Here is a 15,478-nt window from a genome sequence, read left to right on the forward strand (position 1 = left end):
CCAGTTATTACGGGTTTGGTGCTGCCGGCATACCGGAGATGTCTACCAGCGCCAGCGCGTTATAAGCGCCGTTTTTAAGGCTATACAAAGCCCCGTTAACTTGCTGGTAAAACTCTACACCTAACGCCAGGAACAACGGCTTAATAGTGTTGTCTGTCACGTTTACGGTCAAAGCCATGACGGCGGTAGCAGTGGCATCGATGGGCAATTCAGCGCTGGCCGTATTGCCATTGATGAACGTTTCTGCCTCGAAGTCGATTTCTGCACCAGCTGCCAAAACTTTGAAATGGGTAGCACCTGCAGGCGCGGCCACCATGTTGACAGGAACGAACGGCGGAATATCGACGATCAGGGTACCGGCAGCGCGATCAATGGCCGTGGTAAACGGTGCGTACAACGTACCGCCCAACCGGGCATTACTGTTGAACTCAAAACCTTTGAGCAGCTCCGCCTCACCGTCAATGACGTTGCGCTGACCGCGTACATTGGTTGCATCTGCCTGGATCACTTTAACCATTTCACGGGTCAGGCGGGAGGACATATAGCTATCCCCGATGTTCAGGAGCAGCGCCCGGAAGGCGGTGCGTAACAGCTTACCGGCTTTGCCGGCACGACCGAATTCAGCGCCATTCTCCCGGGTCCGGATAAACGCCGGATCTGTTGCGATCCGGCTGGCATCTACACCGCCTTTCTCACGTGCCAGGTGTCCGGCTTTCGTTTTGTAAAAGGTGATATTGCCTATTGTTCCTTTAAGGGGAATGATTCCACTTTGTCTTGCCATATAGAAACAATTGAATGAAAAAATGGGCTGTTTACTTAGCCAAGCCCGTTAGGCTCACATCTGCGCAGGATGCAGTATTTTTGCGGTAACCACCCCAAACCTAAGCCGGCATTTTAATCCAGAAAAATTTCCATTCCGATTATGCCATTTTCGCAGAAAATAGTACCTAACCGCATAGTGATTTATGCAAAAGATGTGATGAATATTACCGGTAGAGGTGAACGCACTGCCAGGAAGATCTTGCAGCAGATACGAGTAATGAACGGGAAAGGGAAGAATACTTTTGTTACGGTGACAGAGTTTTGCCGGTATGCTGGACTGGAGGAGAGAAGTGTCCAGGAGTTTCTAAAGTAGTCGATAGATAGGATACATAGCCGGGCCTTCCGCCCAGCTATGTACAAAGATCTCTTATACAGTTTTGTCATCGATGGTAGCCGATGGAGCATTGTTCTTAACAGAAGCAATACCTCCGTCACGGCTGGCAGCACTTTCGTACATTTCGCTGTTGCCAATCACCTGGCCATTCGTGGCCTTCAGGTTAAAATAGTGTTTTCCGTTAGTAGATGTTTTTTTCTCGAATCGTTCATCATGCTGAGAATTGGTGCGTACAGATTCAATGCCGTTTTCGCAATTTGCTTTGGTGGTGTAGCCTTCACTGACGAGGATAGTTTCTCCATTTCCGGCGTTCAGTTTAAAACGGAACTCGCCTTTGGAGTCCTTGGTGATAACAAATTTTCCCATATTGGTTTGAGTTTAAGTATCCTGAAGTTAAGGAATATTTTAAAACAGGCTGGGGCGTTGCGAAAGGGGAAGCGTTACAAGATAAGTAGATAGGTTCGGCCGGTTATCAGCGTATATACGCTATATTTAGTGCATTAATTTATTTTATCCTTGCTTATGCTTATTCAGCAGGGGTTTTCGTATCTTTATAGCAATTACACATTCTTTCAAACTCAAACAAAGTAAGCTATTTCACGAGTCTACAAAATCGTTTACAGTAGCTAATGAATCCTCGAAAGCGGCGCTAAAATTACCCAAAAAAGAGAAATGGATAAAGTCAAGTTCGAACGACAATACTTACTTGTCTACAAGGACGTTTTTGATGATGCAGTTGATGTTGTTGAATTAGTAAGGCACCTGCCCCTAGAGGCGGCAGTTCAGTTTATTGCTCATGTACTGCACCTTTTCAACGTTCGTAAGCGAGATGATACGGAGTTTCAGTCTCGGAGCCTGTTTTCCTGGATATTAAAAATGAAAAATGCGGCACAGTGGCAGGTGTTGCAATTTGTAATGGAAAACAATGAACTAATTCTTGCACCATCTTTTAAATTTATCGATAGGCGTCCTTGTCTAAACCTTATACAGTACTTGCTGGTTCATGCCGATGCTCAGTCTGTCCGAAATCTAGATAGCGAGGATTACAGCGTAATGTTGAAGCTGTTGTTATGGTTTAATGCAGAGGAATTGCACCATCAGGTGGACGCATTTGAATGGGATGGAACCGGAACAACAGAAAAATATGCCGATCTCATCATGTTCGCACACATCCGAGATATTGAGAACCGGAATTTTAAGAATTATGCAATACAAGTGATAAAGATTCATTACTTTTTTGAATTTTGCAGCACACACAGTGACTATGGGACACTCCTAGACAAATTCCTAACTGCTCTCAACCTACCCTCCTATGAGCACTACTTGTGGCATTTGATCTCACCCATTTTGAAAATGATGACGACCGTACCACCTTCTCCCTCGATGGAGTTGCGGGATAAGCCAGTTTTTGACTTTTTTCGGCGGCTGAGTATTAATGGTTATGCTGCTATAGATAATGATTACAAGCAGATACGATCCTATCCTTTATTCGCTTTTGAGAATAGCCACTTTATATTCCTTGATTTTCGGTTTTTCGTTGACAAGCTCTATAATGGCTTTTTGTTCGACTTTGCGGCCATCACAGGCTTGCCTTTTTCCAAGTTAAAGCAACAGTTAGGCGACGGTTTTTCTGAGCATGTACTGTTTTATACAACTATCGCAGGCTGTTTTGCTAATTATGGTAATGTTCGTAAATCGGGCGCAGAATTAAAACAAAAACTATTGTCTGGAGAACCGGACTACTACCTACGAAAAGGACAGAATGTCTGTTTGTTTGAGTTTAAGGATATATTGTTGCCTGCCACTGTCAAGTACGCAAAAAAAATTGAGGATATAAAAAATGGCATTGCTGAACGACTAGAAAGAGATATTAGTGGCAAGCGTAAGGGAATTACGCAACTACTAAACAGCGTATCGATGTTACTGGAAGGCATCTATCAAAAATCAGGGATTGACGACATAACAAATGATGTCATAATCTACCCGATAATAGTCCACACAGATGTGAGTTTGGAATGTGCTGGTGTCAATTATTTTCTTAATGACCGAATGCAACATCATATCAAAGAATTAAAATTGCCTGAAAATAAGATTGCTCCGCTTGTTATCATCCATATTGAGACCCTCATACAGCTTCAAGAATATTTTTGCGATGGACATCTAGACTTGATAGACTGCCTGGAAGCCTACCACAAATATACTTCCAGTACTGATCCAGTAACAGATACATTTCCATTTGACGAGTTTGTAAAATATCATCTTGTTCAAACTGTTGGATTAAGACTTAACCATCAGCCAAGACTATTTCAAGAAATTATTGGCAAATTTGCTAGAAGTAAATGATCTACTCATTTTAGATTTGAATCAGATTAGCCAATTAGCCAAACTCATTTAAGATGCGGTAGATCGAAGATAGTCTCAATTTATTTTCCTCTGATTTGTACCAATTTGGCAAGGATTTTCGTACCTTTGTACTGTTTGCAAGTTCTTTCAAACCCTCACAAAATAAGCTATTTCACGAGTCTACAAAATCGTCTACAGTAGCTAATGAGTCCTCGAAAAGCAGCGCTAATTAAGCCTTTGATATAGTCCCAGCGGGATCACAGACAAGTTACAAACCTCGCGCTGGTCGCGGGGTTTTGTTTTTTAGTTGAGTATTTAGTCGAGTTCCTTTTGTATAACCCCGATTTCTTTCCCGTACTTTATACAGGTTAATCAGCTTTTACTAAGATAACACATATCCTTATCAGTACGAAAAAGGGGGCCATATCATAATTTTTGATACAACCCCTTTTGTGTGGATTTCAATAGAAAAATTTTAACGTGAGTAAGCTGCAAAGCTTATCCTTATTGTGTTGCGAGTACTTTGTCGTGCACATATTTTACGGTTTTTCCCTCGGCATGTTGTATGTTCCCTTTTAACTCGTCAATAATCTCCAAATACATCGAATCGCTGGATAGGGTTTTTACATTATCCAAATAAGCAATTAGGTTCGCTCTGGACTTGGTATTTATTAATACATCATTACTCTGTGGAGAAGTGAGCAACTTGCTGACTATTGGTATTACTTCATTGTCCAGTATAGCATAGCTTTCCCCTGCCACCTGTGCATTAAGGCTATTTTGAAGTACTGTACTCACATAGTAGTAATCCTCTACAAAGTGTTGACCCAACCCGGATTTAATCATAAAATTGTCTCGAAATTCATAAAGAGTAGGGTTGCGCGGATCGTTATCTACCGTGTACGTATTCCAAGGTTGCATTTTGCCGGTGACACATTCCTTTAAGCTTTTGCACGTTAGGAATGGCCTTCGTTCGCAACTCATAGACCCACCTCTAAGACATGGCCCTTCACACATTTCATTATCCTTGAAGTGCTTAACATAATAAAAGTCATCACCACCGATAGGCCCGGTTGTAGGTTTAGCCAGCATTTGTCTTTGGATATATTTTGACAGCTTGTACCTAAATTTATCGATTGAATTATTTCTATTTTCCTGTTTTTTATTATCGGAAAAGAGTACGGTAGAAATGGATTTGACACCTTGGTTGAAATATTTAGAAGCCAGGATTGAAAAGTGATTAAACGATATAACATTAGTCTCTGACGCTAACTCGTGTATCTCTTTAAACATTCCATTTTCTTGAGTCAAAACCTTTACGTTCATCTGATCTTTGATATCATAATAGACAATGATCGCTACAATATCAGGTTTTATGATGGTATAAGCTGAACCTTTGGATAGGTTTTTGCTGACGAGATAGGCTACTCCGACAAGCTCTGAAGGCTTTATATCCACGTTCCCGGATAACTGATAGGCATCTAAAGATGTAGCTACTTCTTCTGCTGGCACAGTGGTTTGCTCATCCAAGATGCAGTAATCGTAGTTGTTGTTACGACCATCGTTTTTCCATAAATTGAATGTTCTTTCAATAGTTCCGGCCTTAACCTGAAGCACTTTGTCGACAGGCATAGGCCCACACTTTTTACATTCGTTACTTTCGGCGCCTTTTGAGCAAGATAATAATCCGATTTGGATAAGAGAGACAAACAGGATCAATGTGATCCGAGTGAAATGTGACATAGGTTTAAATGTTTAGTTAAAGTGAGGAAAATTCGAATAAACTATTGGGCTAGGTTCTAACGGGGGTACTACTACAGTTTTGAGGTATAAAATGAAGTCCTTTCTCTGATACGAAATAACAATAAAGTCTTTCAAAAATCAAATATTTTAACAATTATACGTGTATTTTATTCTATCAGATATGTGTTACGGACTGTGTTGTGATGTGTATGGCCCGCCGGACAAAGGTTTATAGGCCCGGGTAGGGATAAGAATATTTTTTGATCTTACAGATTTAATGCTGTATATTTTGCCGTTATGTTAACCGTTAATATGAAAAAGCGGGATATGAGAAACGCAAGTATGAAGCAATTGAAATCCTTTTTCACCTTTGACTTCCCCTTGAAATACAGCTACATTTATTCCCGTTTCCGTAAAATCCATGAAGAGCAGCGCGGTATTTATTCCAGCTGGCCAGCAGAAGCAACGCGCCGCCAGTTGATTAACGAGTATTGGAGCAATGCACTTTGGCATTATTTGCTTCTGGTTGTATTAGCCGCTGTCGCTGTCTGGTTTTACAGCGGTAAATCAGCTATCAGTAGTTAGAATAATATCTTTTTGAGATTTTCTTCCATGAGAACAAGCGTATCCACCAGCCATCAGAAAATGTCGTTTTCATACTATCAGGGAAGACAGGCATGAGGTACTTTTGCCTTATCAGATAGTTTTTTTTGCCCGCTGAAGTACAGGAAACCATGTAAAACCCATCCTACCTCCGGCTTTTAAATATGTAGAACAAAACACGCCATAATGAAATACACAAAAATGTTTAGTCCGGTGATAGCCGGTGCCATGGCATTGCTATGCGCGCTCGGCTGTAAAAAATCCGCCACAGAAGCACCAGCACCGCCGCCTGCTGAAAAACTGCAAATTAACGCTGAAGCAGAAGCTGTCCGGTCGTTCATCGTTAAAAAATACCATCTGAAGGATAGTGACGTAGGCTACGATAAGAAAAATGGTTTCTTTTCCATCTATCACATCAATGTGGTTAGCTACGATGACGCTTTAACTGATTATGAGGAAAATAAAAAATAGGCCATGAAGAAACTTTTAATGTTTGCAGCAATTTGCATGATGGCTTTACATGTAAAAGCCTCCTTCTACATACAAATCTTTAATATACCCGCCAATCAAAATAAGAACCTGATTGTTGATCCTTCAAAAGCTACCGCCTTTAAGGCAACTTACAATCTGGGCTATACACCAGATAACATGTTTAATACGATTGTTGTAGATGTAGTATATATTAGCAGCACAGAAACATTGGTGATTGGCCCGGCAAAAACATATACTGCGACCTCCACTACCGGGGTGGCAGATTATATAGACGCTACATTACCGGCTAACAAAATGACCGGAAGGATATCGCTGAGGATAAGGGCATCTTCACCACAATCTATGACTACCTATAGTCTTAATAGTTATGGTGTTGAAAATGCAGTAGTATCACCAGAGGAACTATTCAGACGAAAAATGCAGGAGTACAGGTTATCTATCCTGCCCGGAGGCAATGTTGAATTTATTGACCCGCCAGCTGGTTTTGAGAACACTTCATTGGCTCCGGTATATCTGACGATCACAGCAGACGGCAAGTCATATGATCTGTATGTTGACCCAACGCGTGCTCCCGGCTGGCCCTTGTATGATAAGCAGCTAACCCCCGGGTATTATGGGCTTAGAAAAGAATTTTATGCTTTCACGCAACAGCAGGCCGGAACAGTGCCTATATACAGGTATGTGAAAAAGGCAAACAGAACTGCTGTGCTTTTTTCTATGTATCCGCAGGATGAAACCATCTGGGATAAAACAGGTATTGCTTTTTATGCGTACAGCACACGGGTGCGGGATACGCCATCCCCTCCGCCAGGAGTACAGGGCGCCGTTCATGTATTCAATGCTGATCCCAGTGCGGACCGTACTTTCTTTGCAATGGCCTTCCCTGATGAAAACAATAAAGACTGGCTGCCTCCTTACATTATTGATCCACAAGGAAACAAGGTGCGCCAGGCTATATTTTACGCTGATTTCCGGACGTTCCCGGCTTACAAAATCAACCCTTGATAAAAGGACCGTTATATTTCATGATAAAGCCCGCAACTATGCGGGCTTTATCATGAAATATAACTGCATTCTGAAAGCTCGCTTTACTTTACAACTTCACTCACAAAAATAGAAGGAATGGTATTGGTGTAGTTGACGAAGTCCGCACGAATCGCATCCAGATGTGGAGCGAGGGCCGCTCGATATTCACTTAAGCTTTTTACATAAAATATACCAATAGCCATATAAGGTAAAGGCTGGTCGGGAGTACCGGCTGAAAGCCCCTTTTCAATAGTATATTTAACCAGATTTGATCCTAAAAGACCTGCGACCATAGGCATGTGCTTAGATTCATAATACTCCATATTGAAAGTTTTACCCTCTGCATAGGGGTACATGATGGATACCTTAATCAGGCCTTTTTCAGTAATAGTCATGTTGAGTTTTTGAGATTTTTCGGATTTCTTTGTCTGACCAAAGGCAGTAAAACAAGTAGCTAGAAACAAAAGCGATAAAATTACTTTGGACTTCATGGTTTAAATTAGTTTTATGGTACAAAATATTAAAATGGTCCTTTACTTTCATTAAGCACTGTAAATTCGATATTTTTTTGTAATAGATGAAACAGATTTTGACGGGGTTGCCGTCCTTCGTTATGTTTGACATTTCCCTGAGAAACATTTATATTCAACAGGTATTCTTCCGCCACGGCAATGCAACGGCTGGGCCATGCCGATGAGATTGCAAAGACCGTATTGTTCCTGGCTTCTGATGCGGCCAGCTTTACCACCGGCACAGAAGTGGTAATAGACGGTGGTTATCTTAACTACGCGATGAAATAAGTACTGGTATTACTGCTGATTTTACAGTTAAAGACAAGGGGAACAGGCCTGCTGTTGAGCGCTGTGTCATTTGTATAACCTGATTTTTTTTCCCTATTTTACCAAAAAGTAATTGTTTTTGGTAAATATGAGAAACTACGGATTCGTTCTGCTATGCCTGCTTGCAGGTGTTTTCCCTGCAATGGGGCAATCTCACTGGCGCACGGTGAAAGAGGAGTTGCTCTTCCTTCATCCCCCTTTTAATAATTGTCACGCCTCTACGCTTGCGGAGGACGCAGGCGGAAACCTGCATGTGGCCTGCTTCGGCGGAACGCATGAAGGGGCGAAGGACGTGGTAATTTGGGCCGGAACCATTCCGGCGCATGGTGGCGTTACACCAACCGTAGTGGCTACCGGTGTTTTGGACGACACGGTTCGTTATCCGTGCTGGAATCCGGTATTGTTGCCGTTGAAGAACAAACTGGTGTTGTTTTACAAGGTGGGGCCTAATCCACGGGAATGGTGGGGCATGATGAAAACCTCAGCAGATAATGGTCGTAGCTGGTCGGCCGCCGTGCGCCTGCCTGCTAACGTGATAGGGCCTGTGAAAAATAAGGCCCTGGTGTTGGGGAATAACGTGCTTTGTCCGTCCAGCGTAGAAGAAGAGGGCGGCCACTGGAGAATTCAGATAGAACAAACGGATACTCATTTGCGCCAATGGAAAGTCATCCCGATAGATACCAGCTCCAAACTGGATGTGATACAGCCGAGTATCCTCCACTATCATGACGGAAAGTTGCAACTTTTGTGCAGGAGTAAACAAGGCAAGGTGGTGCAGTCGTGGTCAGCGGATAATGGGGTGACCTGGTCTGCTTTAACAGAAACATCGCTGCCTAATCCCAACTCCGGGACAGACGCGGTGACATTGAAAAATGGGTTACAACTGATTGTGTATAATCCGGACCTGCCGGGCAAAGATTGGTTTAATGGCCGCTCACGCCTACGGGTAGCGGCTTCCCGTGATGGAGTACAATGGAAAGATGTTGCGGTGCTGGAAAACGGCACCACAGAAGAGTTCAGCTACCCGGCCATTATACAGACCCGCGATGGACTGGTACATATTACTTATACTTACGACCGGAAAAACATAAAGCATGTAGTGTTGCAGGAAGAGAAGTAAAGATTGTCCATCGGGAATCATTAGTGGTTTATAGTATTAAGCCGTACTGCATGAAAACATAAAACCCTCCACCACGGAGGGTTTCGTGTTTACACTATCGTAGATGTTACAATTCTTGCCGGTAAGAAACTTTATCCACGATCAGCCATTGCCCGTCTAACTTTATCAGGTTAAACCGATCAATGAACCGAAAGGTGGCAAAAGTTAACTGCACGTGAGCGGACCCTGTATCACCATCCCAGGTGTAGGAAAGGAGTTCAGGCTGGCATTCCTGTATGGTCGCCTGGGCTACCAGGTCGAGGTATTGTGGCAACGCCCACCGGACCAACTGTCCGTCTATGATGGTCCTGATGTACGCATCAGGGTGAAACGCCCGCCGGAGCCTTTCGATGTCTTTTACCGGACGCCCTTGCAGATAATCATGAAGCGTCCGTAGAATCAGGTCTTTTTCGTCTGCTACGCCGACTTTGCTGGTTAGAGTTTTCATGAGACGAAGGTATAACCTCATACTGCTTTCGCGGTTGGTGTTATCAAAGCAATAATTGTGAAAATCAAAGAATTGGCGGGACAGTGGCGCTATTAGTTAGTCTGTTCGGTTCGCTCCGCAAATTTTACATAGTCGACATACAACGTCGTATGCTCATTGGTATAGAATCCAAAGGTCGTAAACTGCGGAACCCTTAATATAGCCTGGTGTACCATTTTACCATTGATGAAAAACCGAAACTCTCCGGCGTGTATTTCTTCGATGCGTAAAGTGTTATAAGCCGAAGTGCCCTTATTTATACAGGAGCATTCCATTAATTCGGAGATCGTATAAACGGTGTTATTCGTTTTTGCAAATATGACATATTCACCTGTTGAATAAACCCAAAAAGCAAATTCATTGAAGACCCCCGGTGAGCTTTGAACGGAATGCCACAGGATCCCGTATGGGACCCGGGAAGAATCTGCCACTACCTTCATCTTCATTTCCAGGATATTGCAGGTAGGTAAATATTCAGCGGGCGTACCTAATCTCAACGCCCAGAAGCGGCTGGCCTTTTTGGCATCCAGCACATAGTGTTCGTTCTGCACAATGGCGGAGGCAGTATCACCGTGAATGATATTGGGCACCATTGGATTAGCGGGATCGTCGAAGTCCATCTGCAATAATACTTTTTCTTTGGCTGGCAGCACGGATTGGGAGGATGCTTTTTTGGTGGTTATACATAACAGGACCAATAAAGTCAGCAACTTTAAACGCATAGGGGAAACGCTTTAAGTGAATATAAGGAAAATATTGCAAACTTCATGGGGGAGGTATCGGTATGCGCACCGGTTCAGGGAAAACAATGGGCGATGCCTGCTAAACAGGCGCGCTGCCTTAGCGAAAGTGTTGTAGAACAAAAGATGGGCGCTTACCCTCTGTAAATAAATCCTTCCTTTGATTCCATGCCAATAAAAAACAATTCGAAGGAAGGATGTAGTTGGGGCAGGTTGTTCAATTGTCCGACTGCATATTGCAATACCTCCTGTTGAAGTGGAAAAATCTCATACCAGCATTTTCTTTGGGTATAAAATTCGAAATTCTTTGGAATAGAAATGTTTTTCACGCGGGCGATAAGCGGGAATGCATATTTATTCGGTTCATCGTAATTACGTGGTATGTTGTTCATATCTGGCACGCGGTCTCTTTTTGACAATTTTCCCTGTTCGAATTTCAGGCGGTACCGCTTCTCCAGCGCAGCGAACAAGTGCCTTCTATATTGAGCACTGGTCTCAAAATCGTCGAAAGAAACGGTTGTCTCCAAATCGTAGATGTTGGTGGCAATGCAGCAGGTATATATCTCAACAGATTTGTGTTGGCTCATCTGCTGAAATCCAAGATCGATGACATTTTTCAATTCGGTTACATAGCCTTCTTTATCAAACTGCTCCAGATAGGGGATGATCTCTTCCGGATACAAACGACCGTTATACAATTGCATGGGGCAGGGGCTTATATTTACTTTTTATTTCTCTTCCGGTTTTCGAGCATATCAGCAATGTTGATAGCTGCACAATCCGTAATTAGCGCTGTTACTACGGTAAGTGGCATGGCATCCGCATCCGGAAAATTGATGCAGCCTTTCTGGAATTTGGCTGCTGTCAGCAATTTTTCGTATTGCGCATGCAGGGAGGGGTTCATGTAAATAGGCAGGCAATGCAATGACATGTATTTCTGCGTGCTCGCGAGGCCGTATTTCATGTAGGCACGCTGTTCGTAAAGGATCATTTCTTTTCCCATCATTGGTTTAATGACCGGCGTCACACCCGGGTCGTTCGCGATGATCGTTTCATGCAGCGAGGTGAGGAGCGCCTGCCTGTCGGCCGGCATACTACTGATATATTCGGATATAGTCATACTTTGATTTTTGTGATCACCTTTGCGTCAGATGAAACCATCTGGTACGTGAATGCTATTTAAGCAAATTTTCGCTAAAGTTATCTAATGGCAGATGATTTTTTCCGGCCTTCCGGAGTTTGGGGGGAAGATGAAAAATATTTATTGTTAAATTACGCATCTCATTTTACAGGAAACCATATTCGAAAAATATATATGAAAGTAATAGACAAGCTCGCCTGGATAGAAATTAATAACAAGTCGATATTATCTACAAAATCCCATGGAAAGCAGAAGTATTATATACCTGGCGGCAAAAGGGAAGAAGGGGAGAGCGATGAACAGGCATTGTGTCGTGAAATTTTAGAAGAACTGAGTGTGGAGCTGGAGCCGGCTACGCTGAAGTTTGTAGGGACCTTCGAGGCGCAGGCAGACAGCCACCCCGACGGGATTTATGTGAAGATGACCTGTTACATGGCGAATTACAGGGGCGTGCTGAAAGAATGCTCGGAAATAGAAAATTTCCAATGGTTGAAGTATGCCGATAAAGACAAAATCTCCGAGGTCGATAAGTTGATTTTTGATTACCTAAGAGATCAAAATTTAATTGACTGATAAAATATAACAGGAGCATCCGGCCTGCCCGGATGCTCCTGTTCTTTCCTGTACTAAAGAATCTGGTTACTTGCTATATTCGTAGCCGATATTTCCTTTACCGTTAACAGGCTGCTGATTGCCGACACTATAGGTAGTCGTGGTAAACGCCACTTTTACCGGGCGATTGGCAGTGTTATACTCATAAGCATTCTTTTGTACCGTTACGAGGGAGTCCTGTTTACCGTTAAGGGTGACGTACTGGATCTTCTTTGTCTCCAGCGGATTTTGCTCGCTGAATACCTCGTGTCCGGAGCCATCCAGCAAATAACGCAGCAGGGGATGGGTGATGTGGGTGGGGTGCTGATCAAAACCAGTCACAGACAATTGGGAGATGACTTTAGTGCCATCGGTGACCGTCTCCTTATGGATGTTTTTCTGCTCATAGGAATACGTGGTGACCAACTTCAGATTGATACCGCCGCCTGTTACAGCGGTAACAGTGGCCAGATTGCCGTTGGCGTCATAAGTGTATTGTTCATCTTCTTCCAGCTTGCCTGTTTCCTGGTCGTAACTTGCTTTCCGCGTGATGTTGCCTGCAGCGTCCCATTCAAACTTTGTATTGCCGGACAACGTAAATTTTCCGGCTGTCAGGAAGTCGGGGGAGTAGTTCAGCACTTTTTGCAGTTTACCGTTGGTGTCATAAATAACAGAATCTTTTTCTGTTAGCATATTACCGGCATATTGGGTAATCAGCACAGGCTGCCGTTGCTGGTTATAGCTGATCAGCTGAATAAGTCCCTGGGTGCCGCCCATATTGATGCGGGTAAGCAGCCCGGGAGCAGGAGCAGGGGTGGTAGGCGGTGTTTTCCCACCGGTGCCGGTACCATGGCCTCCTTCTGGTAATGGTAACTTATTGCAGGCCGATCCTGCTAACAGGGTAACTCCCAACAGGGCTACAGATAGTCGGGACTGATGAACTTTTCGCTCCGTTTTGCGATGTTTCATAAAATTGCAGTTTAGGTTTTTACTTAGACAAATGGTTTGTTAATATGACAACGGTGCCAAGGCATAGTACAGGAGGAGAAGTGCTGTAGCTTCTCTCTCTGCTACTGGTTTCCGGTTTACATTTGCAAAGAAAGAGAGAATATTTACCCGGCTATATGAATTTTGATCATCACACCGGAATTGCTGACTAATGAGCAGAAATGCCGGACGACCTGCTATAAATAAGCACTGAGCGGGGAGCGAATCGCGCTCCATTTGGTTTTTTTTTACTTTTTTGCATTAAAATCGACTAATGCCTAAGCCATTCTTCCTGACAAAAACCTGGCCTGTCATCCTTATTATCTGGGCAATGGACATGGGCCTCACCTTTTTGCAGGTCCGCATGCAGGGGCTCCCTAACCGGGAAGCACTTCAGTTGGGGCTGATGGAATCGGTCCCGGGTACGCTTATCACCTTTATCCTCTGTTACTGGATGCTCCCGTATTTTATAAAGCACCGGAAGATGCTGCTGTTTGCCATGCTGACGGTGATCATCTGTCTCGTCACCAGTTGGATCACCGTGTATGCCAGTTTGCCAACACTGTGCAACAGCGTTAGAAAAGTAATGGCAGACCCGCAGGCGTGCGGCATGCAGACCATGTTTCCCGGCCTCTTCATCGGGATGCTTTTCACCAGCGGAACGGTTTGCGGTATCCGTTTTTATCAGGAGTATGCTAAAACCATGATCGATCATGAGAAACTTCGCAATACCCACCTGGAAGCGGAGCTGACGTTGCTGCGGGACCAGCTGAACCCGCATTTTATGTTCAATATGATGAACAGCATCCATGTGCTGATAGAAAGAGATGCCAGCCAGGCGGCAGAGATGGTGCTGGAATTCTCCGATATGTTACGGTATCAGCTCTATGATGCCTCCAGGCCCGCCATTCCCTTACAGCAGGAAGTTATTTACCTCCAGAACTATGTCAACGTGGAAAATAAACGGCGGTGCCATGAGCTGGAAGTTACCTGCAACTGGGAACCGCATCCGCCGCTTTGTTATATCTCTCCGCTGATCCTTACTTCCTTTGTAGAGAATGCCTTCAAACATGTATCTCAGTTTCCGGACCGGCCCAACTTTATCCGTATAGATCTTTTCCTGGAAGAAGGGACGCTGTTCTTTGTGGTCAAAAACAGTAAAGAGCACGGCCCGGCTGCCTCGGAGGCGGCTCCCGGCGCTAAAGGAATAGGACTGGCCAACGTGCGGAAAAGACTGACGCTGCTGTATCCGGACCAGCATTTCCTGCGGATAGAAGAAACAACAGACCTGTTTATGGTCTACCTGGAAATAAAAATCAATGTTCTCTGATAAAAATTGCCGTATGGAAATTAAATGTATCATCGTAGACGACGAAGCACTAGCCCGGGAAGGATTAAAAAAGTATATCAAAACATTTGACTTCCTGTCGCTGATCGCTACCTGCCATAATGTGGCGTCTGCACGGGAAACGCTGGAGACAACCCCGGTAGATTTGATGTTCCTCGATATCAATATGCCTAAAATAAGTGGACTGCATCTGCTGGAAACACTGTCCGACCCGCCGATGACGATCCTGGTGACCGCCTATCCGGACTATGCCCTGGATGGTTTCCGGCTCAATGTGCTGGACTATCTGCTGAAACCATTGTCCCTGCAACGGTTTACCCAATCCGTCCTGAAAGCACAGGATTATTTTAGGGCACGTCAACAGCCGATCGCTGCGCCTCAAGCCCCGGTAACGGATTATATCTTCGTGAAACATAAACAGGTATACGAAAAGGTGATGCTGTCTGACGTTCTTTTCGTAGAGAGTATGCAGAACTATGTCCTCATCCAGACCATCCATACTAAAATCATTGCTTACCTGACGTTTAAAAACGTGGAGCAACAGCTGCCGGCAGACAGCTTTCTGAGAATCCATAAGTCCTATATTGTCAACCTCCAACAGGTGAGTAAACTGGACAGTAACATGGTGCAGGTAGGCGGACATACCCTGCCGGTAAGCCGCAGTCAGCGCGAACTACTGATGCAGGTGGTCAACAAGCGACTGCTGAGTAAATAACATCACTTTCCTTATGCAAAAAAGCCGGATGTCCTACATCCGGCTTTTTTGATGATGGCCATAAATTATAATAGTCATATTGACATTTATTTATTACATTTGGTGTTA

At 43.9% G+C, this 15,478-nt stretch carries 18 protein-coding genes; 9 read left to right on the forward strand and 9 right to left on the reverse strand.

The genetic code is table 11. The features are described from left to right. Nucleotides 1–7: 7 nt before the first annotated feature. Both ICL55_RS05330 and ICL55_RS05335 read right to left on the reverse strand, forming a co-directional pair. Nucleotides 8–781: a hypothetical protein gene (locus tag ICL55_RS05330; protein ID WP_188094997.1), complete on the reverse strand. Its 774-nt coding sequence runs from the start codon at nucleotides 779–781 to the stop codon at nucleotides 8–10. A 408-nt stretch (nucleotides 782–1,189) separates the two neighbouring features. After that, nucleotides 1,190–1,522, reverse strand: coding sequence for a YegP family protein (locus tag ICL55_RS05335; protein ID WP_188094998.1), 333 nt, complete (start codon nucleotides 1,520–1,522; stop codon nucleotides 1,190–1,192). Between the two features lie 306 nt (nucleotides 1,523–1,828). Here ICL55_RS05335 and ICL55_RS05340 point away from each other — a divergent pair, with 306 nt between their 5' ends. After that, nucleotides 1,829–3,499 (forward strand): hypothetical protein, encoded by a 1,671-nt coding sequence (locus ICL55_RS05340; RefSeq protein ID WP_188094999.1) that lies wholly within the window; start codon nucleotides 1,829–1,831, stop codon nucleotides 3,497–3,499. Between the two features lie 504 nt (nucleotides 3,500–4,003). Here the strand turns inward: ICL55_RS05340 and ICL55_RS05345 are convergent. Then, a complete protein-coding gene (locus tag ICL55_RS05345) occupies nucleotides 4,004–5,131 on the reverse strand; it encodes a hypothetical protein (protein WP_188095000.1) in 1,128 nt (375 codons plus the stop codon). 438 nt (nucleotides 5,132–5,569) lie between these two features. Here ICL55_RS05345 and ICL55_RS05350 point away from each other — a divergent pair, with 438 nt between their 5' ends. From ICL55_RS05350 to ICL55_RS05360, 3 genes are all read left to right on the forward strand, one after another. Next, complete coding sequence (locus tag ICL55_RS05350; RefSeq protein WP_188095001.1) at nucleotides 5,570–5,827, forward strand: hypothetical protein; 258 nt, start codon at nucleotides 5,570–5,572, stop codon at nucleotides 5,825–5,827. A 204-nt stretch (nucleotides 5,828–6,031) separates the two neighbouring features. Next, entirely contained in the window at nucleotides 6,032–6,316 is a 285-nt protein-coding gene (locus tag ICL55_RS05355) for a hypothetical protein (protein ID WP_188095002.1), read from the forward strand. A 3-nt stretch (nucleotides 6,317–6,319) separates the two neighbouring features. Continuing rightward, the gene (locus ICL55_RS05360; RefSeq protein WP_188095003.1) at nucleotides 6,320–7,342 is read left to right on the forward strand and encodes a hypothetical protein; all 1,023 of its coding nucleotides are present in this window, start codon (nucleotides 6,320–6,322) and stop codon (nucleotides 7,340–7,342) included. Nucleotides 7,343–7,425: 83 nt separating this feature from the next. On the opposite strand, the gene ICL55_RS05365 is transcribed toward ICL55_RS05360, so the two are convergent. Further along, nucleotides 7,426–7,854, reverse strand: a complete 429-nt coding sequence (locus tag ICL55_RS05365; RefSeq protein WP_188095004.1) for an EthD family reductase — start codon at nucleotides 7,852–7,854, stop codon at nucleotides 7,426–7,428. Between the two features lie 150 nt (nucleotides 7,855–8,004). Here ICL55_RS05365 and ICL55_RS05370 point away from each other — a divergent pair, with 150 nt between their 5' ends. Together ICL55_RS05370 and ICL55_RS05375 are read left to right on the forward strand one after the other, a co-directional pair. Next, a complete protein-coding gene (locus tag ICL55_RS05370) occupies nucleotides 8,005–8,163 on the forward strand; it encodes an SDR family oxidoreductase (RefSeq protein ID WP_343067715.1) in 159 nt (52 codons plus the stop codon). A 127-nt stretch (nucleotides 8,164–8,290) separates the two neighbouring features. After that, entirely contained in the window at nucleotides 8,291–9,322 is a 1,032-nt protein-coding gene (locus tag ICL55_RS05375; RefSeq protein ID WP_188095006.1) for a sialidase family protein, read from the forward strand. 106 nt (nucleotides 9,323–9,428) lie between these two features. Here ICL55_RS05375 and ICL55_RS05380 read toward each other — a convergent pair whose 3' ends face one another. The 4 genes from ICL55_RS05380 to ICL55_RS05395 form a co-directional block, all read right to left on the reverse strand. Next, nucleotides 9,429–9,809, reverse strand: coding sequence for a nuclear transport factor 2 family protein (locus ICL55_RS05380; protein ID WP_188095007.1), 381 nt, complete (start codon nucleotides 9,807–9,809; stop codon nucleotides 9,429–9,431). 92 nt (nucleotides 9,810–9,901) lie between these two features. Further along, complete coding sequence (locus ICL55_RS05385) at nucleotides 9,902–10,570, reverse strand: hypothetical protein (RefSeq protein ID WP_188095008.1); 669 nt, start codon at nucleotides 10,568–10,570, stop codon at nucleotides 9,902–9,904. A gap of 152 nt (nucleotides 10,571–10,722) precedes the next feature. Further along, nucleotides 10,723–11,292 carry a hypothetical protein gene (locus tag ICL55_RS05390; RefSeq protein WP_188095009.1) on the reverse strand — a complete coding sequence of 190 codons (570 nt, stop codon included), beginning with the start codon at nucleotides 11,290–11,292 and terminating at the stop codon, nucleotides 10,723–10,725. A gap of 17 nt (nucleotides 11,293–11,309) precedes the next feature. Next, entirely contained in the window at nucleotides 11,310–11,708 is a 399-nt protein-coding gene (locus ICL55_RS05395; protein ID WP_188095010.1) for a DUF1801 domain-containing protein, read from the reverse strand. 87 nt (nucleotides 11,709–11,795) lie between these two features. Here ICL55_RS05395 and ICL55_RS05400 point away from each other — a divergent pair, with 87 nt between their 5' ends. Further along, nucleotides 11,796–12,302 carry an NUDIX hydrolase gene (locus ICL55_RS05400; RefSeq protein WP_246496148.1) on the forward strand — a complete coding sequence of 169 codons (507 nt, stop codon included), beginning with the start codon at nucleotides 11,796–11,798 and terminating at the stop codon, nucleotides 12,300–12,302. A gap of 66 nt (nucleotides 12,303–12,368) precedes the next feature. Here ICL55_RS05400 and ICL55_RS05405 read toward each other — a convergent pair whose 3' ends face one another. Next, nucleotides 12,369–13,289, reverse strand: a complete 921-nt coding sequence (locus ICL55_RS05405; RefSeq protein WP_188095011.1) for a hypothetical protein — start codon at nucleotides 13,287–13,289, stop codon at nucleotides 12,369–12,371. 292 nt (nucleotides 13,290–13,581) lie between these two features. On the opposite strand from ICL55_RS05405, the gene ICL55_RS05410 reads away from it, so the two are divergent. Both ICL55_RS05410 and ICL55_RS05415 read left to right on the forward strand, forming a co-directional pair. Next, nucleotides 13,582–14,637 (forward strand): sensor histidine kinase, encoded by a 1,056-nt coding sequence (locus tag ICL55_RS05410; RefSeq protein WP_188095012.1) that lies wholly within the window; start codon nucleotides 13,582–13,584, stop codon nucleotides 14,635–14,637. A gap of 13 nt (nucleotides 14,638–14,650) precedes the next feature. Next, nucleotides 14,651–15,370, forward strand: a complete 720-nt coding sequence (locus ICL55_RS05415) for a LytR/AlgR family response regulator transcription factor (protein ID WP_188095013.1) — start codon at nucleotides 14,651–14,653, stop codon at nucleotides 15,368–15,370. The last annotated feature ends 108 nt before the right edge of the window (nucleotides 15,371–15,478 follow it).

It is taken from the genome of Chitinophaga varians (genome assembly GCF_014529945.1).
Classification (GTDB): domain Bacteria; phylum Bacteroidota; class Bacteroidia; order Chitinophagales; family Chitinophagaceae; genus Chitinophaga; species Chitinophaga varians.